This window comes from Niastella sp. sgz303648, assembly GCF_059587045.1.
In genome coordinates this window covers 936300-953612 of the sequence record NZ_JCAPSW010000002.1, presented here as the reverse complement: position 1 = coordinate 953612, position 17313 = coordinate 936300, and the positions used below count along the sequence as shown (strand labels likewise).

15 protein-coding genes and 1 tRNA gene are annotated in these 17313 nt (G+C 42.3%); 9 read left to right on the top strand and 7 right to left on the bottom strand.

Annotated elements, in window-relative coordinates; all coding sequences use genetic code 11:
• Window positions 1–26 precede the first annotated feature (26 nt).
• The gene (locus AC59IL_RS08415; RefSeq protein ID WP_496551661.1) at window positions 27–1076 is read right to left on the bottom strand and encodes a hypothetical protein; all 1050 of its coding nucleotides are present in this window, start codon (window positions 1074–1076) and stop codon (window positions 27–29) included.
• 297 nt (window positions 1077–1373) lie between these two features.
• Between AC59IL_RS08415 and AC59IL_RS08410 the strand changes: the two genes are divergently transcribed.
• Entirely contained in the window at window positions 1374–1805 is a 432-nt protein-coding gene (locus AC59IL_RS08410; protein WP_496551660.1) for a DoxX family protein, read from the top strand.
• 152 nt (window positions 1806–1957) lie between these two features.
• On the opposite strand, the gene queD is transcribed toward AC59IL_RS08410, so the two are convergent.
• Both queD and AC59IL_RS08400 read right to left on the bottom strand, forming a co-directional pair.
• Window positions 1958–2314, bottom strand: a complete 357-nt coding sequence (gene queD / locus AC59IL_RS08405) for a 6-carboxytetrahydropterin synthase QueD (RefSeq protein ID WP_496551659.1) — start codon at window positions 2312–2314, stop codon at window positions 1958–1960.
• Between the two features lie 242 nt (window positions 2315–2556).
• Window positions 2557–3420 (bottom strand): DUF4382 domain-containing protein, encoded by an 864-nt coding sequence (locus tag AC59IL_RS08400; RefSeq protein WP_496551658.1) that lies wholly within the window; start codon window positions 3418–3420, stop codon window positions 2557–2559.
• A 401-nt stretch (window positions 3421–3821) separates the two neighbouring features.
• Between AC59IL_RS08400 and AC59IL_RS08395 the strand changes: the two genes are divergently transcribed.
• From AC59IL_RS08395 to AC59IL_RS08385, 3 genes are all read left to right on the top strand, one after another.
• A complete protein-coding gene (locus AC59IL_RS08395; protein WP_496551657.1) occupies window positions 3822–4145 on the top strand; it encodes a carboxypeptidase-like regulatory domain-containing protein in 324 nt (107 codons plus the stop codon).
• A 30-nt stretch (window positions 4146–4175) separates the two neighbouring features.
• Window positions 4176–5396: a sterol desaturase family protein gene (locus AC59IL_RS08390; protein WP_496551656.1), complete on the top strand. Its 1221-nt coding sequence runs from the start codon at window positions 4176–4178 to the stop codon at window positions 5394–5396.
• A 75-nt stretch (window positions 5397–5471) separates the two neighbouring features.
• Window positions 5472–5543 (top strand) — tRNA-Cys (locus AC59IL_RS08385).
• A gap of 836 nt (window positions 5544–6379) precedes the next feature.
• Here AC59IL_RS08385 and AC59IL_RS08380 read toward each other — a convergent pair.
• Window positions 6380–6937 carry a DsbA family protein gene (locus AC59IL_RS08380; RefSeq protein ID WP_496551655.1) on the bottom strand — a complete coding sequence of 186 codons (558 nt, stop codon included), beginning with the start codon at window positions 6935–6937 and terminating at the stop codon, window positions 6380–6382.
• Window positions 6938–7254: 317 nt separating this feature from the next.
• The gene (clpB, locus tag AC59IL_RS08375) at window positions 7255–9867 is read right to left on the bottom strand and encodes an ATP-dependent chaperone ClpB (protein ID WP_496551654.1); all 2613 of its coding nucleotides are present in this window, start codon (window positions 9865–9867) and stop codon (window positions 7255–7257) included.
• A gap of 235 nt (window positions 9868–10102) precedes the next feature.
• On the opposite strand from clpB, the gene AC59IL_RS08370 reads away from it, so the two are divergent.
• Together AC59IL_RS08370 and AC59IL_RS08365 are read left to right on the top strand one after the other, a co-directional pair.
• Window positions 10103–11155, top strand: coding sequence for a serine hydrolase domain-containing protein (locus AC59IL_RS08370; protein ID WP_496551653.1), 1053 nt, complete (start codon window positions 10103–10105; stop codon window positions 11153–11155).
• A 270-nt stretch (window positions 11156–11425) separates the two neighbouring features.
• Window positions 11426–11848 (top strand): hypothetical protein, encoded by a 423-nt coding sequence (locus AC59IL_RS08365; RefSeq protein ID WP_496551652.1) that lies wholly within the window; start codon window positions 11426–11428, stop codon window positions 11846–11848.
• A 243-nt stretch (window positions 11849–12091) separates the two neighbouring features.
• Here the strand turns inward: AC59IL_RS08365 and AC59IL_RS08360 are convergent, their stop codons facing one another.
• Window positions 12092–13411: a T9SS type A sorting domain-containing protein gene (locus AC59IL_RS08360; protein WP_496551651.1), complete on the bottom strand. Its 1320-nt coding sequence runs from the start codon at window positions 13409–13411 to the stop codon at window positions 12092–12094.
• Between the two features lie 231 nt (window positions 13412–13642).
• Between AC59IL_RS08360 and AC59IL_RS08355 the strand changes: the two genes are divergently transcribed.
• From AC59IL_RS08355 to AC59IL_RS08345, 3 genes are all read left to right on the top strand, one after another.
• On the top strand, window positions 13643–14230 hold the full coding sequence (locus AC59IL_RS08355) for a YdeI/OmpD-associated family protein (RefSeq protein WP_496551650.1): 588 nt from the start codon (window positions 13643–13645) through the stop codon (window positions 14228–14230).
• Window positions 14231–14439: 209 nt separating this feature from the next.
• The gene (locus AC59IL_RS08350; RefSeq protein WP_496551649.1) at window positions 14440–14733 is read left to right on the top strand and encodes a hypothetical protein; all 294 of its coding nucleotides are present in this window, start codon (window positions 14440–14442) and stop codon (window positions 14731–14733) included.
• A gap of 228 nt (window positions 14734–14961) precedes the next feature.
• A complete protein-coding gene (locus AC59IL_RS08345) occupies window positions 14962–15516 on the top strand; it encodes a CAP domain-containing protein (RefSeq protein ID WP_496551648.1) in 555 nt (184 codons plus the stop codon).
• A gap of 140 nt (window positions 15517–15656) precedes the next feature.
• Here AC59IL_RS08345 and AC59IL_RS08340 read toward each other — a convergent pair whose 3' ends face one another.
• Window positions 15657–17282: a sodium:solute symporter gene (locus tag AC59IL_RS08340; RefSeq protein WP_496551647.1), complete on the bottom strand. Its 1626-nt coding sequence runs from the start codon at window positions 17280–17282 to the stop codon at window positions 15657–15659.
• Window positions 17283–17313: the final 31 nt, after the last annotated feature.

The window sequence follows — 17313 nt, the reverse complement described above, 5'->3', positions numbered from 1 at the left end:
TTAAAATTATATAAGTACTTAACTAATTATTGGTATTGAATATATATGGGCTGAGGTTTTAATTTCAGCACTTCGGCCGGCGATAACACATGGCTGTTGGCTTCGCGCAGGTCGTTTTTATAAAAGAGTTTAAAACCGGTGAATTGTACAGGTTCTTTATAAATAAACTGCTTGTAGGTATTAAATTTCCTTGCCTGGTGGCCCCAACCGTCCATATCCATCACAACCTGCACTTCGGGCCGCAGTTTGATCTGATGGTAGTTGGTAACCATTTTCTGCGTAAAGCGGTGTACAACCAGTATTTTGGGAGGCAGGTTATTGGCTTTTACCAGTTTGGCCAGGTAATCAGATACATAGTTAACATCCTCGGCATCCATAGTGCCTATTACAGAGCCGGGTTTTGCCCCTGTTTTCATCGAAAACTCCGGATCAATACCAAAATGCACATTAGGCATTTTCAAATATTTTTCCAGCAGAGGAACCTCGGCCTGCAGTGTGCTCAGAGAAACCTGTATGTCAATAAATACCAGGGCATTGATTTTCTGGGCCATAGCCACAGCTTTATCTATCTGGGCCGATGACATACGCAAACGGTATTTACCATCGGCGCCGGCGCTGCCCTGTGCTGTAACAGCTATATAATGAATAGCAGGGATCACTTCAAGCGATGTATCTGCAGCCTGCCATTTCTTTATTTCACCTTTTAATTTCTCCAATACCACATTTTCGGGATATTCTCCTAATACGCCCATCTTTTTGGAATAGAAGTTTCCATAATAGGCCACAATGCGTTTAAACGGAAGAATAGCGCCGCCTTTGGGATATACACCTTTTACCGGCCATTTGCCGCTTGAATCGCCATTGGTGTTTTTAACAAGCATGGCATTATATAAAGCAGTGTCGAGAATGACGGGAGGAGGAACCACTTTTGTAACGTCAGTATCTTTTTTTACAACGGAATCATTGGCAATGGCTGTTTGACCATTGGCATTGCCCGGTTTACACATACTGAACGATAAGGTGGAAACTGCGAGTACGAATAGTGCGCCTGTACAGATCAAGGCAGATTTCTTCATGGTAATTGATTTTTTTGCAGAAGGCACACGGGCCTCTTTAGGGTGACTCATTATAGGATACTTATCAAAGGGGTAAAGATCGGGTAATTTGCTAAAAACGCATTATATGTGAATATTATTTTAGCACTCCGCCGTTTTAAGAAAGTATTGACAGGCAGCCAATTTTAACGCACTACCCGGCAGGTTATACACCAAACAAGTGTAGCTTTGTGGTGATGTTGACAGGGTTAACAAGTTAACCGGTTAACTAAGTTAACGTGTAACCTGTTAACTTATTAACATATAAACTTAGTTACCATGAGTACGCTTCAACAAATTCACCGGTGGAGCCTTTCACATCATCCCCGTTGGCTGGTAGTCGTACGGGTTGCATTAGGCCTTTGCCTGTTTGTAAAAGGCATTTTCTTTTTAGTTAACACCTCCACATTGGAAGAACTGGTTAAAGGCAGTCTGGTGGCCAACCGCAGCGACTGGGTGGTAATAGGTATAACCTGGGCGCATTTACTGGGAGGTTTTCTGATCATTATCGGATTGCTGACGCGCTGGGCGGTATTATTGCAAATTCCGATATTAATGGGCGCCATTATATTCATCAATACCAAACACGAAGCCTTCGGTACGTTTGAACTTCCTTTTGCCCTTATTGTTCTGTTGTTGCTGATGTTCTTTCTGGTTGAAGGAGGCGGCCCGTTATCGCTTGATAATTACTTCAGTAAACACGAAGTCTGATGTCGGAGGTCGGATGTCAGAAGAAGAGGCTGATATTTAATCATTCCTATTATTTTATATCATACTTCATATTACATCTCACTTCAGACTTCTGACTTCAGATTTCTGACTTCAGCTTCCCAATAGCGGGACTCAAACTTGTGGGATCGCAATTACTCCCCTTCGTAGATAACCCCCGAAGTAGGCGTTTCATGTAACTCAATACGGTGCATGGCCTGTAGCGATGGCTTTAGCTGGTCCCATATCCATACTGCAATGAGCTCGCAGGTAGGGTTTTGCAGGCCGGGAATATCGTTCATCAGTTTGTGATCGAGTTGAGCCACAACGGGTTTGATGATTTTTTTCAATTCTGCAAAATCAATGATCCATCCCAGTTGGGGATCGGGTTTTCCTTTCAGCCAAACACGCAAACGATAGGTGTGGCCATGAATGTTTTTGCATTTATGACTGTCGGGCACATTGGGTAAAAAATGGGCCGAGTCAAACGTAAATTCTTTATAAAGCAGCATATGAAGGCGCAAAGGTAATACAAAAAGATACAAGGTTCAAGGAACAAGGTACAAGCCCCCGTGATACATCGTTACAGGTTACAGGTTACAAGTTACAGGTTGCACAGGGTTTCGGGGTTTCCTGTAATCTGTTACCCGCAACCTGAAACATTTGCCCCTTACCGCCTACTGCCTAAAAACAAAAAAACCCCGGCAACCAACAGCTGCCAGGGTTTGTATGGAATAGTTTTTCGGCTCTTACATTATTTATGCAACGTAATAGTTCCGAGATCTGTTTCTTTATCAAGTGTTACCGATACACCGGTGATGGTGGTATCTGCATAACCGTTCGAAGCATTAACAAAAACAGAATAGGTTCCCGCATCTAACCCGCGTACTTTAAAGCGGCCATCAAACCAGGGAATTGCATAGGCTGTGTCGGTAGCATTGTACACTGTTACTATCGGCCATGCATCACCGGGTTTAATTACGCCTTTTACCGAACCTGATTCTTTAACAACAAAGGCTTTGATAAACGGACGCAGATAAAACTCTCCGTCTCTTACACGAATGATAGAACGGCCGGCATCAAAATCGAGCCACAAGCGATACTTTCCGCTTGCGATCTTATCCCAGTCGCCACCAAATAATTTGATGGTAATGGTAGTTTGGTTATCAAACAGATGCAAAGGATAAGTTACGCTGTCTTTAACCAGGGAATTGTTGGTGCCCAGGGTAATTACAATTTTTGCAATGTTACCATCTGTTACCAGGCCGCTGGCCAGTAAAGTATCTAAACCATTACGTAATGAAAGCAGGTCGTATACACCCGGCGTAATGCTTAAAGAATCCCATACTGTACAGTGTTTGGTTGTATCGCACCAGTCATCGCGGTCGTGGCGTTTTCGGGTTTTGTCGCATGTATCAATCAATACCTTTACAGATTTGATATCGATTAATACTTTGTCGAATAATGAGGGTCCATCGGTAAGGAAAAGATTTAATTCCTGCTTACCGGCAGGAACAGTTGAAGTACTTTCAGATTTTTCTTTTGAACACGCATAAAAAATGATTGCTCCGGTGCAGGCAATCAACGCAAATTTCAACAAGCTTCTCATTGATTTCATGTTAAACTGTTTTGTATTGAATGAAAAACATTCCAACAATCTTTAACAATTTCTATGCCTGTGTAGTAAAAATTGAAAACAATAATTCTTCAATTTTACCCAACGTTATAACGGGAAAAAAACGTACCCAACACGTTTATACTCATTATTCTATTCCTTTCACAAAGCATTAACACAACACTCATTAAACTTTCTCCCAAAGCCTCAGTCTAACCGCAAACCCTGTTTTTTACAACCACTGAATTTTTTTATTTTTTTAGTCCACCTATTTTGTAGACTAAATATTTCTCCCTAATATTGTGATGAATATTACAGTCATGCAATTCCATTACTCAAAAGCACGATGTTGAAAACCTGCAAAGCAGGTCTTATGCATTTTTTCAACCATTAAATATCGAAGTATGAATCGCACCTGGCACAATAGCTGGCTTATTGCATTACCGGTATTGATTTTTAACACCTCAGAGATATTTCCGGCCCGGCCAAACACTATTGAGGGAACAATAAAAAATAACAGCAACGGCCAATTCATCGAAAATGCCTATATCTATATAATATCCGGTGAAGAAGAAGCGCTTACCAATCGTAAAGGTGTTTTTACCATTTCAACCTGGCAGGATCTGCCGGTTAATCTGGTCATTGAACATCCTGCATTCAAACAAAAAAAGATTCGCATAACAGATGCATCACAATATCAGGTAATTCATCTGGAACCCAAACATTAAACCAATTTTCCGCACCAATTTTTACCGGTTATGAAAGTAAACCTGCTGGCGTTGGCAGTACCCTTTTTTGTTGTATTTATGGCGCTGGAGTTTTTTATTGCCCGGCAAAAAAAGCTACCCTATTTTAATTTACATCATTCCATTGCAAACATAAGCGTAGGAGTTGCCGAACGTTTACTGGATGTATGGGTAACCGGTATGTTTTATTATATATATGATTACCTGCAAAAAAAATTCGGCATTTTTCATATACAACCCGGGATATTGTTGTGGATAGTTTTATTGTTATGCACCGATTTTTTGTGGTACTGGTACCACCGGCTGGCGCATGAAATCAATTTGTTTTGGGCGGTTCATGTAGTGCATCATCAAAGCGAGGATTTTAATTATACCGTATCGGCACGCATCACCGTATTTCAGGCTTTTGTGCGAACGGGTTTCTGGGCAGTACTTCCTATTATTGGGTTTCCGGCATCTATGATCACCGGTATTTTGCTGGTACATGGTTTGTACCCGTTCTTCATTCATACGCGGCTCATAGGCAAACTGGGTATTCTTGAATACATACTGGTAACGCCTTCGCACCATCGCGTTCACCATGCAGCCAACGAACAATACCTCGATAAAAACTATGGCGATGTATTCATTATATGGGATAAACTGTTTGGCACTTTTCAGAAAGAAGAAGATGATGTAACCATTCAATACGGATTAACGCATCCGCTGAAGAGCTATAGCTTTTTGTGGCAGCATTTTCACTTTATCGCCGAACTGATTTATGCCGCCCGTAATACCATCGGTTTTACCCAAAAATTACGGTTACTGTTTGGCAAACCCGACCGGGTAAACCCGGTATACCGGGAACAGGCCGAAGAACGGCTGCTGGTTCAAAAGAACGATATACCGGTTGATAAACCCCTGAACAGATATGTGGTGTGGCAGATTGTATTGAGCATTGCTTTATTGTTTGTATTCATTCTTTTTGAACGTTATCTGCCGGTACATCAACAAGTGCTGATCACTATTGCCCTGTTGCTTACATTGATCAACTGCGGAGCCATTATGGAGCAAAAGCAATGGGTTGTATACCTTGAATTTTTACGGTTGTTAACTGTTACGATTGGTTTAATGATAGTTTATTCAAGCTGGTGGTACAGCATATTGTTAATACCGGCTTCGGTGGGTGTATTTACCTGGTATTTCCAGAATATAAGAAACTGGTATTTGAGATGGGTGTATTTCGGTAAGTAGTGAGTGAGAGATGATGAGCCTGGACTTAGCGTTAAGCATTAAGCGTTCTGCATTAAGCGTTCTGCATTTAATACGAGTTACGTGGCCGAGGTGGCGAGGCGGAGGTTAGCAAAACCTTTTACGGTGGTTCGAATCCACCCGTAACTGCTGTTTTTCATATGGCAAGCAATCATTCATTCATTCCAGGGCGGTGTTTCTACACTGCCTTTCTTTTAAGTCAGTAAAGTCCGAAAGCCGGGAAGTCGGAAAGAAGCACTCCGGCAATGTATATTTCTTTCGGACTTTCGGTCTTCCGAACTATTCTGGCTTTCGCGGCCTTATAAAATAAAAAAGCTCCCCGTTTCGGGGAGCTCGTATTATGATCAGGCAATCGTTATGACGGATGAGAAAAATCAGGAACACAATCCAATTTCACAAAACACTAATTTTTTAATTACAAATTAACACAACAAAGTTTCTTTTTTTAATCGGTTAAACCAAACAACCATCCTGTACCTTGGGCATTTTGAGCCCGGCGAAAAAACATTAAACAAAATAATAATGTTTTATTTTTTTGATTTTCTTATAAATAAATATGAATATTTAGCTTATAAAAATGAATATTTTGTACACATACTGTGTTTTACATAATGCTATATCGTTTTTTGGTAATTAAAATTTGTTTTTTTAAACAGCATTTTTTTCAAAAAAAAACTAAATTTTTTTTTGAAATGACCCTTTTAAAAGGCATTTTTTACCGATTTAAGGCCATTTTGGGGCTACATAAATTCATCTACACATTACTGTTATATAAAAACAAGAGGTGCTGTGAAAACAACACCTCTAACTTCACCAGTATATAATCTGGTACTACAACTTGTCTGATGGCCCGGGGCCCTCTCCGCTGCCGAAACTTTGCCGCAGGCGGTCTAAAGCTCAGGCAAAGGGTCACTTAATTTCAGCGAATAATGCCGGCTGCTTGTTTTGCGCTACTCCGCTTTGAACTACGCCCGCTTACGCTTTCCGCTATGACATTCTTCTTCAATGGCTTTGGTAAGCTCGGGCTGACTAAGCCGGCCATGATAAACCCGGTCGTTGATAAATACAGTTGGCACATTGCGAACTCCCTTTTCGAGCCCCTCCAGTAAATCGGTCCTCACCGTCCACCCATACTTGCTTTCAACCAGGTCGGGCAATAAGTTTTTGCTTGTTACTCCTGCCTCCCGGGCATATTCGCGTAAACTAATAGTACCCAGCCGGCGGTGATGAGCGTATAATAAATTGTGCATTTCCCAGAATTTTCCTTCCTGGGCCGCTGCAACAGCCGCTTCGGCCGCTTTATGCGAATGCTGGTGAATTTGGGTCAACGGAAAATGCCGGTAATTGAACCTGATCTTCCGCCCATGGGTTTCCAGAATTTTTTGAATTACCCGGTGTACTTTGGCGCACTCCTCACTTTCATAATCACCATAAAAAACCAGGTTCACCGGTGCACCGGGGTTACCGGTCCATAAGTTTTTTGTTGGTATAATCTCTTTGTTTTTATCGTTTTTTGTATTCATAATTGCTCCCTGATTATTATAATTTTTTCATGCTCACAGAATTAGGTTGGCAAAAAACCTTTACAACCGCCAACGGGTACTATAAAAAAAGCCACTCCGGGGTAGCAGAGTGGCCTGGTTATACGATTAATTTGCACGTTCACACTAAACCGGTCGGGTTAACCCAACATACAACAACAAAGCAATTCGACCCGAAAGGTTTAGATACATAACAATTTACTTTATATAAAGTTTCAATACCTCGTTCATTTCAATCTTTTAACCATTCTTTTCTCCTCCGCTATTTATCACCCTCACCCCTGCCCTGAAGGACGGGGCTATTTCACCCGCTCCGGTGTTTCATTTCTGAACACCACTACCCCATCAAATACATCTACCATAACGGGATTGCTTCTATCAATATCACCGGCCAAAATCCTTTTACTCAACGGGTTAATGATCTCTTTCTGAATCAACCGCTTCAATGGCCGCGCCCCGAACTGGGGGTCGTAGCCCTGCTCGGCCAGGTATTCCAGTGCATAGTTGCTGAATTGCAGGTCAATGCCGTTTTCGACTACCAGCCTTTTCAGGTTGTTCAACTGTATCTGCACAATATCCATGATCTGCTTTTTCAACAGCGGCTGAAACATTATGATCTCATCTACCCTGTTCAAAAACTCAGGCCTGATGGTCTGTCGCAGTAAATTCATCACTTCAACCCTTGCCCGCCCCGTAGCTGCTTCAACATTTTGTTCCGTTACACCTTCAAATGCTTCCTGTATCAGCTCACTACCAATGTTGCTGGTCATAATAATGATGGTATTCTTAAAGTTCACTATCCGGCCTTTGGCATCGGTTAAACGGCCATCATCCAGCACCTGCAACAGCACGTTCCATACATCAGGGTGGGCTTTTTCAATTTCATCGAGCAGTACAACACTGTAGGGTTTGCGACGAACGGCTTCGGTAAGCTGGCCACCTTCTTCATATCCCACATATCCCGGAGGGGCACCTACCAAACGGCTTACGGTATGCTTTTCCTGGTATTCGCTCATGTCAATACGCGTCATCATGCTCTCATCATCAAACAGGTATTCGGCCAGTGCTTTTGCCAATTCTGTTTTACCTACACCGGTTGTACCTAAAAAGATAAATGAACCGATCGGCTTTTTAGGATCATGTAACCCTGCACGACTTCTTCGAATAGCATCTGCCACCGCTGTAATTGCTTCATCCTGCCCTACCACCCGTTCATGCAACCTTTCTTCGAGATGCAGCAATTTTTCTTTATCACTCTGCAACATGCGGCTTACCGGAATACCGGTGGTTTTGGCCACGGTTTCGGCAATATCTTCAGCATCTACTTCTTCCTTCATCAACCGCTTGTTTTCACTAATGGCATTCAGCTGTTGCGAATACTCATTGATCAACTTCTCCTGCTCCTTGATTTTGCCATATCTTATTTCTGCCACTGTACCATAATCACCGTTACGCTCAGCCTGCTCGGCCTGTAATTTTAACTGCTCAACCTGTGCTTTTGCATCCTGTACTTTTTCAACCAGTTCTTTTTCTTCCTGCCATTTTGCTTTCAATGTATCCCTTTCAACACTCAGGTTGGCGATTTCGGTATTCAGCGCTTTTAACTTGTCTTCATCATTCTCACGTTTGATCGCCTCCCTTTCAATTTCCAACTGGCGGATCTGTCTTTCGAGATGATCCAGCTCTTCGGGCATACTATTCATTTCCAAACGCAGCTTTGCGGCAGCCTCATCAATCAGATCAATCGCTTTATCGGGCAAAAATCTGTCGGTTATATACCGGCCCGATAATTCCACAGCCGCAATAATGGCCTCATCTTTAATTCGTACATGATGGTGCGTTTCGTAACGGTCTTTCAATCCACGTAAAATGGATATGGCATCTTCAACCGACGGTTCATCTATCATTACTTTCTGAAACCGGCGTTCCAATGCTTTATCTTTTTCAAAAAACTTCTGGTATTCGTTTAAGGTAGTGGCGCCTACTGCCCGCAATTCGCCACGCGCCAGAGCAGGCTTTAAAATATTGGCTGCATCCATAGCGCCTTCGCCACCACCGGCCCCAACAAGCGTATGTATTTCATCGATAAACAAAATGATTTCGCCGTTGCTGTCGGTAACTTCCTTTACTACGCCTTTCAATCTTTCTTCAAACTCGCCTTTATATTTTGCTCCGGCAATCAGTTGTCCCATGTCGAGCGCATAAATCACTTTTGTTTTCAGGTTTTCGGGAACATCTCCATTTACAATACGATGGGCAATGCCTTCGGCAATGGCGGTTTTACCAACACCCGGTTCACCTACCAGAATAGGATTGTTCTTGGTACGGCGCGATAGTATATGTAAGGTTCTGCGTATTTCTTCATCACGTCCTATAACCGGATCGAGCTTACCCTGACGGGCCAGTTCGTTCAGATTACGGGCATATTTATTCAACGCATTGAACTGGGTTTGCTGGGTTTGTGAATTAACGGTTTCGCCTTTGCGCAATTCTTTAATGGCAGCCACCAGGCCTTTTTCGCTCAGGCCGGCTTCTTTCAGCAAACGGGCGGTTGAGTCACTGCCCTGCACAATGGCCAGCAGCAAATGTTCGGGGGTAATAAATTCGTCGCCGAATTGTTTTAAAACAGCCCCTGCCCGTAATATCACGTTGTTGGCTTCCCTGCTCACCATTTGAGCAGCATCGCCGCTTGTTTTAGGCAATTTATTGATCGATTCCTGCAGCTTGTTTTCGAGCAGGTTCACCGTCACATTATTTTTCTTTAACAAGTATTCAACGGGTGAATCTTCCTGGTCGAGCAGGGCTTTCAGAATATGCTCCGTTTCAATATTCGGATTTTGGGAATTAAACGCTAATTGCTGTGCCTGTTGAAAAGCCTCTGCAGCCTTTATGGTAAAATTTCCTAAGTTCATAGCGTATTAATAATTTGATAATTGATAATGTTGAAATTTTATTTGTCCAATTTTGCAAATCGTTAACGGCCTGAGATGCTTTACGCTTCTTTTGTTTCAGATTTTATAAGTAGTTTACCAACCTTTTCTAATTTCTAATCGTAAAAAAGTCATTCCGCATTCGAGCCGGTAACATTGTTTCAAATAAGTTGATAATACCTAACAAATCACAATCCAGGCCAAAATTCATGCATTTATGTCATTAAAAACTAACCCTATCTGTCTCATCAGCAGTCTTTTTTGTGCATTTCTGTTATTCTTTCAGTTTTCCTTTGCGCAATCTGATTTTAGTGAAGCAGATGCCCTGTTACAGAAAAATCAAAAGCTACTGGGCAACGATGTAGTAGCGCTTATTTATAAAGATGGAAAAATAATTCATCAGAAAGAACTGGGTAATTTCACTGCCAAAACCCAGGCTCCCATCGCCAGCAGCAGCAAATGGTTAACAGCGGCCCTGGTTATGATGTTCGTTGATGAAGGCAAAATTTCGTTAGATGATCCCGTTGCCAAATACATTCCCATTTTTAACAGCTACATGAAAAGTTACGTGAGCATCAGGCAATGCCTGACCCATACAACCGGCATCGAAAACGACAAAGGCAACCTGCTCAAAATAGTGCAACGGAAAAAATATGCTACCCTCGAAGAAGAAGTGAATGCCTATGCCGCCAAAGAAATTTCGAATAATGCAGGTACCGAATTTCATTACGGAACTATAGGATTGAATATTGCAGCACGTGTGCTGGAAGTGATTACCAAAAAAACGTTCGACCGCATCATCGTTGAAAAATTATTACGTCCGCTGAAAATGCGTGCCACTACGTTTGTTGATGAAGGTGGCAATGCCCCTAATCCTTCGGGTGGGGCGCGCAGCACGGCCAACGACTATATCAACTTTTTGTCGATGATCCTTAACAAAGGCATGTTCGAAGGTAAACGCATTCTGAGCGAAAAAGCCATTGAAGAAATGCAGAAACCTCAATTCACCAATCTGCCGGTGAAATTCACTCCTAAACTGGCCGAAGGCTATCATTACGGACTGGGCGAATGGATACAGGAAGAAGACGCCAGTGGCAAAAGCACGGTTATAAGCTGCCCCGGTTTATTTGGCACATGGCCATATATTGACAAATGCCGTAACTATGCAGCTATTATCTTTGTAAAAAATATATTGGGCGAGCAAAAAAAAGATTTTGCGTTACAGTTTAAAGGCACTGTAGACCAGGTTGTTGGTGGCGGTTGTCAATAATGTGGCATCAAAAGAAACCATTAACATATGCAACCCGCAGCAAAATTTGTGCGACTATTAATGCGTTTAAACACGGGTTTACCCCAATAACTGAAGCCATAAAACTCTTAGGGCAAATGTGAAAATTTTCAAAAATGCCGGGCCCTGCAAGGGTTTGATGGTTGCATAAAAGCCGGATATTGTGTATTTTGGCTTATAGATCAGAAGGGTAAAAGGCTACCGGAACAAAGCCTGAATTATTATTACCGTATGTACTACAAGTTCAATGCTATGAAACTATTTAAATTATTGCCGTTACTGTTTTTTATGGTAACAGCTACGCGCAGCGGGGCGCAAACGCAAAACGATTTCCCGGGCGACTGGAATGTAACCAAAGTGTTTGTTTCAGATAAAGCCGGTGATATTTCACCCGAAACCATTAAGAAAATTGAAACCATGTTCATGCAAACGCAGTTTCACTTTAAAGCCGACGGTGTGTTTGCAATCGATTCGCCTCAAAAAGCACTTCAATTCAAAAAAAGCAACTGGACGTTTAATGATAAAGACAAGTCGATATCTGTTAATGGAACGGATATGGCAGATAAAACCGGACTTTTACTGAAGCTTTTTGTGAAGAACGAAAACGCAAAGTGGTATTTCGAACTCGATGAAGCACCGATTAAATTAGAAGTTGAAAAAAGCGTGAAAAAATAACGCAACTGAAAACAGATTCTATAAAAATTCAAAGAGGCTGTATTTATGATGCAGCCTCTTTTTATTCGTGTACCCGATGGAGACAGGTAGTTGTTCAAGCGATTCTCAGAACCCCTCGTTTATTTTTGTTACTGACCTTTTATTGGCATTGTAAAATAATGACCCTCATAAAAACATCAGGCGCTCCGATACCGGAACGCCGACGTTTTTGTTACCTATCCTGTTAATTCTCCTATTGCATATTTATTTTCTGATCAGCATCGTTCCCGATAAATTTTCATTTCCATAATGCAACGTATAAAAATATACGCCTGCCGGCAACAACGAACCATCGAATGAAACGCTGTAATTTCCTGCATCGAGTTGCTTATTTATTGGGGTGCTTACAGCAACGCCCAGGTTGTTGTATACCTTTACAGTAGCAACACTTTTAACCGGCAACTGAAATGTTATAGTAGTAAACGTTGTAAACGGATTGGGAAAATTTTGCAAAGAAGCCTGTTGACCATTTCTGATAATGATCAGTTGTTTTGAATACGTAAAGCGGCCGTCGGCTTCAACCGTTTTCAACCGGTAATATGAGTGGCCTGTAACCGGCGCATTATCAGTAAAAGAATATTGTTTTATTGCAGTTGTACTGTTGGCATCGTTGGTAATAAAAGCAATTTTACTCCACTGTACCGCATCAACCGATCGCTCTATTTCAAAACCGGTAAGGTTCTCTTCGCGGGCGGTTGACCAGTTAATGATAACCGACTGCTCTTTCGACTGTGCATTGAATGATGTTAACTGCAATGGCAGGGTTACTGCACCGGTTGATAGCCCTGCATTGGTAAAAGATGTAGATACCGAAGCCGATGATACCGTAAATGCAGAAGCATTAGCAATGGTGGGGGTTAGGTTACCGCTTGCACCCGCATTCAGATCAACGGTTATAAAATAATAGGTACCGGTGAGGGCCATAGCAGAACTGAAACTGTTAAATGTAACAGATGAACCATACGTTTTTGAACTCAATTGCACATCACTGGCGCTGCTGAATGCAGCATCGGCAGAGCTCCACAATTTTACAGCACTTATACCGGAACCTGTACCGGCAAACTGAACTGTAGCAGCAGTTAAATTAGAACCTGTTGCTCCGGGATCTAATAAAAAACGGCCAATGGGATTATTGGTGGTATTGGCAGCTGCTGCCGGTGCGGTATAGGATGAGCCGTTGGTAAAGGCAACTAAATTTGAAACAGTTGGGCGAGGATTACTGCCAAAATCATTGTACCAGGTACCTCCAACCGGTGAAGTACCAAAATTAACATATAGATCCCAGGAGGGATTTGAATTGGCCCAAATCTCCCATTCACCATTCTGATATCCAAGCGTGTAGCTACCCATGGTATAATAGGGTTTACTATTTAACGTTCCCGCATAAGTGTAGGTGCCATTAACAGCACTGGTACCAGCGCCGCTTACTGTAATTTGATTCTGGGCATTGATTTTACTGCTTAATATTAAAAGAATGAAAATAAAAACAGGAGTTAAAAAACGCTTCGAGTATATGTTTTTCATATGCAACAGATATTGGAGGTTTTAATAAGAACGTGAAAAGTAAATACAATAATTATCGTATTGAAAGAAGATCACAGCCCCAATTTGCTAAATGCATAAAACCACTTATCCTAAATAGTTATAAACACAAGGGTATTGCATACACACTAATGAAGCTCTTTGTATTTTTGTTTTCCTAACAAGTATTACTTTTAGTCACTAACCCGAAATAGTTTCAGAATAAAAAAAGCTATGGAACCGATCTTTTTTACCAGTCCGAAACAATTGCGCAAATGGTTCGAAAAAAATCATTTGAAAGAAAAGGAACTGATAGTGGGTTTTTATAAATCCGGCACCGGCAAACCAACCATCACCTGGCCGCAGTCGGTCGATGAAGCCCTTTGTTTTGGGTGGATCGACGGCGTTCGAAAATCAATCGACGCTGAAAGCTATATGATCAGGTTTACCCCCCGTAAACCAACCAGCATATGGAGCGCGATAAATATTAAAAAGATAGAAGACCTGACCAGGCAGGGATTAATGTACCCGGCCGGACTGGAAGCATTTAAGAAACGGTCAGAAAAAAAGTCGCGGGTATACTCTTATGAAAATGAACCGGTTTCCCTGAGCAAGCCGTATGAAAAAACTTTTAAGGCCAATAAAAAGGCATGGGCTTATTTTCAATCGCAGCCCCCCTCCTATCAAAAAGTTGCCACCCGCTGGATCATGACCGCCAAACAGGAAGCTACTCAGCAAAGCCGCTTGCAAACCCTTATCACCGACTGTGAAGCCGCCCGCCTGCTCAAGCACCTGAGCTATGGGAAGAAGAAAAGGCAATAGCCAAAGAGCAATAGGCAATAGACAATTGGCAACAGGCAATTCTTCGACCTTCCGATAGCTATTGGGCTATCCTTCGACTACGCTCAGGATCTTGCGGAGGTCCTTCGACTTCGCTCAGGACTCTTTCGCTCAGTACCTGTAAAAAATTATGCACCATTAACCGAACGGCCCGGTTCTTGCTTGTATTTTTTTGGTTAATGCCTATGCTTATGAAAACACTTACCATTCTAACAACTCTTTCCACTTCATTTTTACTAAGCTGTACAACATTAAGTCCCGAACACATAAAAGGCCACCAGTGGCTTTATGGCGAAGGCTACCGAATTGGCGATAAGCTTCAGTTCGACAATAAAAAATACAGCATCGATGGCGATACCATCCTCCGCAGCCAGGTTCCGGTAGCAGTTATTGTTATGACCTCGGGCGATTTGCTGGGCAGTAATAACGATATTACCATACAATCACTGGCCACCGGCGAAGAAGGCCTGTATCACCAGCAATAAATTGCCTGACCGGCATTCTTCTTTCTAAGGCATTGACTGGTTAGTGTTTACGCTAACAATTGCTTTCCATTTTACTTTTCAAATCCAACTACTCTTCAGAAGAATCTGTAAAAATCAGCTTGCCTCTGTTTAATTAACTATTAATTGTACCCAAAGGCTATTGCAAAAGCGGGCAGCTTTTCTTATATTACTATTCACACCGTACATCTTATGAAACTGATTTCTTATATGGTACCAGCTCTCATATTATTACTTTCATTCTTTTATAACAACAATCCATTTGTTGTAAAGGAAGAGGCGAAGCAGGCGTTTACGCTGCTGAATGCCATAAGAAGTAATCCTGAGAACTACTACAAAACTTTGCACCTGAATGCAAAGTTGACGATCACCAAAAAGCCGTTACACTGGAATGATACACTGGCAAAAGTTGCCGAAACCAAAGCCCTCGACATGGCCCGCCGCAATTACTTCAACCATGTTGATCCCGATGGCTATGGTATCAATTACTACATTCAAAAAAGTGGTTATAAACTTGATCCTGACTGGACAAAAAACAAAGCCGATAATTTTTTTGAATCGCTTTCAGCCGGCGCTACAGATGGTAACGAGGCAATTAATAACCTGATCATTGATGCAGACGACCCCTCTTTTGGTCACAGGAATCATTTGCTGGGCATTGAAGATTGGGATGCATCATTAACCGATGTAGGAATCGGGTTTGTAAAATGCGATGCCGGCAAATATGCTTCTTACGTTTGTATAATTATTGCAAAACATAAATAAAACAAACGTGCCACAGCTTTCATTGAAGAAAGCCATGGCACGCTTATCATGTTTTATGTTGTTCTTCGACTTCGCATTCTTCGACTTCGCTCAGAATGCGCCCTTCGATCCTTCGACTACGCTCAGGACCGTTCAGGACGCTATCCCGCTATACCATATGGTGAAAAATACAGGAAAGCAGCAATAATAAATACCAGTACCAACAACGAAAGAATTACATCCATTGAAGTCCAGCTTGCACGCGAAGTCTTTTTATCTTCAGCTACTGTAGTTGCAAAGGTTAATCCTTTTAACTGGGCTTCAGATGGCGGTTCGCTCAATAAACTGATCACCACCATCAGTACAATGGAAAATATAAACAAACTAATACAGAAGTACAGGAAATTCAGTGTGGCAAAACTGTATAAAAATCCGCTCAGGTGCTCTCTGTTCAATTCCAGAATAATACGTACCATGCCAATGATAAATCCTACTACCATCGCGGTATAGGCCCCTTTTGCATTGATGCGTTTTGAGAATACTCCCAATAAAAACACTGCGGCAATGGGCGGCGCCAGGTACGATTGCACACTTTGCAAATACTGATACAATACGCCCGAAATGCCTTTCATGATCGGTATCCAGATCATACCCAGTATTACGGCAATGCCGGTTGCTATGCGACCTACTTTCACCAATTGGTGGTTGGATGCCTGTGGACGATACTTTTTGTAAATGTCCATCGTAAACAGTGTGGAACAGGCATTATATACAGCAGCCAGCGAACTCATCAGAGCAGCCAGCAAGCCGCCTGCGAGTACACCACGCAAACCCACCGGCATCAATTCTTTTACCAGTGTTGGAAAAGCCTGATCGCCATTGGGCAATACTATTTTACCCTGCTTTGCCAGGGTGTAGGCAATGATACCGGGAATCATGAATATGAAAAAAGGAAACAGTTTCAGGTAGGCGGCAAAAATAGTTCCGCGGCGTGCCTGCTTCTCATCGCGGCCGGCTAAACACCGTTGTACAATGTGCTGGTCGGTACACCAGTACCATAATCCTACAATAGGCGAAGCAAACAAAATCCCAAGCCAGGGAAAATTGGGATCAGATAAAGGCGGAAACATGTTCAGCCTTTCTTTTGGAAGCGACGATACAAGCGCATCCCAGCCTCCTACCTTGTGTAACCCCACCAGCATCAGGGTCAGCGATCCTACAATTAAAATAATGGCCTGCAGTGTTTCGGTATACATAACCGCATGCAAACCACCCAATACGGTATATATACCCGTTATAATTACCAATACGATAGCCCCCGTCCAGAAATCAACTCCCAAAAACGAGGTCACTACCAATGCTCCGGCATATATGGTTACCGATACTTTTGCAATGATGTAACTGAGCAACTGAATAATCGACAGCAGCATACGCGACTGGCTGTTATAACGCCTTTCCAAAAATTCGGGCATCGTATACACCATGCTGCGCATATAAAAAGGAACAAATACCCAGCCGAGAATCAGAATGATCCACGAATGCAGCTCGTAATGTCCCATTACCAGCCCCGAATTGGCGGCTGTACCTGCCAGTCCTACTACGTGTTCCGAGCCTACGTTCGAGGCTAATATCGAAGCACCGATCACAAACCATCCGAGGTTACGGTTGGCCAGGAAATAATCCTGCGGTGAATCTTTTTTACGACGAATAGACCAGATAGAAATCGCAGCAATAACGGCTAAGTACAGGCCTACGAATATCCAGTCGGTTACACCAAGAAAATGCATAGCAATCGTTTTTATGTTTTTGAAAAATGAA

Excerpts from the sequence above, each read along its gene's own strand:
- AC59IL_RS08410 (WP_496551660.1), top strand. The coding sequence starts at position 1,374 with ATGAGTACGCTTCAACAAATTCACCGGTGGAGCCTTTCACATCATCCC.
- AC59IL_RS08360 (WP_496551651.1), bottom strand. The coding sequence starts at position 13,411 with ATGAAAAACATATACTCGAAGCGTTTTTTAACTCCTGTTTTTATTTTC.
- AC59IL_RS08400 (WP_496551658.1), bottom strand. The coding sequence starts at position 3,420 with ATGAAATCAATGAGAAGCTTGTTGAAATTTGCGTTGATTGCCTGCACC.
- AC59IL_RS08340 (WP_496551647.1), bottom strand. The coding sequence starts at position 17,282 with ATGCATTTTCTTGGTGTAACCGACTGGATATTCGTAGGCCTGTACTTA.
- AC59IL_RS08415 (WP_496551661.1), bottom strand. The coding sequence starts at position 1,076 with ATGAAGAAATCTGCCTTGATCTGTACAGGCGCACTATTCGTACTCGCA.
- AC59IL_RS08395 (WP_496551657.1), top strand. The coding sequence starts at position 3,822 with ATGAATCGCACCTGGCACAATAGCTGGCTTATTGCATTACCGGTATTG.
- AC59IL_RS08370 (WP_496551653.1), top strand. The coding sequence starts at position 10,103 with ATGTCATTAAAAACTAACCCTATCTGTCTCATCAGCAGTCTTTTTTGT.
- AC59IL_RS08345 (WP_496551648.1), top strand. The coding sequence starts at position 14,962 with ATGGTACCAGCTCTCATATTATTACTTTCATTCTTTTATAACAACAAT.
- AC59IL_RS08380 (WP_496551655.1), bottom strand. The coding sequence starts at position 6,937 with ATGAATACAAAAAACGATAAAAACAAAGAGATTATACCAACAAAAAAC.
- AC59IL_RS08390 (WP_496551656.1), top strand. The coding sequence starts at position 4,176 with ATGAAAGTAAACCTGCTGGCGTTGGCAGTACCCTTTTTTGTTGTATTT.
- AC59IL_RS08350 (WP_496551649.1), top strand. The coding sequence starts at position 14,440 with ATGAAAACACTTACCATTCTAACAACTCTTTCCACTTCATTTTTACTA.
- AC59IL_RS08355 (WP_496551650.1), top strand. The coding sequence starts at position 13,643 with ATGGAACCGATCTTTTTTACCAGTCCGAAACAATTGCGCAAATGGTTC.
- AC59IL_RS08365 (WP_496551652.1), top strand. The coding sequence starts at position 11,426 with ATGAAACTATTTAAATTATTGCCGTTACTGTTTTTTATGGTAACAGCT.
- clpB (WP_496551654.1), bottom strand. The coding sequence starts at position 9,867 with ATGAACTTAGGAAATTTTACCATAAAGGCTGCAGAGGCTTTTCAACAG.
- queD (WP_496551659.1), bottom strand. The coding sequence starts at position 2,314 with ATGCTGCTTTATAAAGAATTTACGTTTGACTCGGCCCATTTTTTACCC.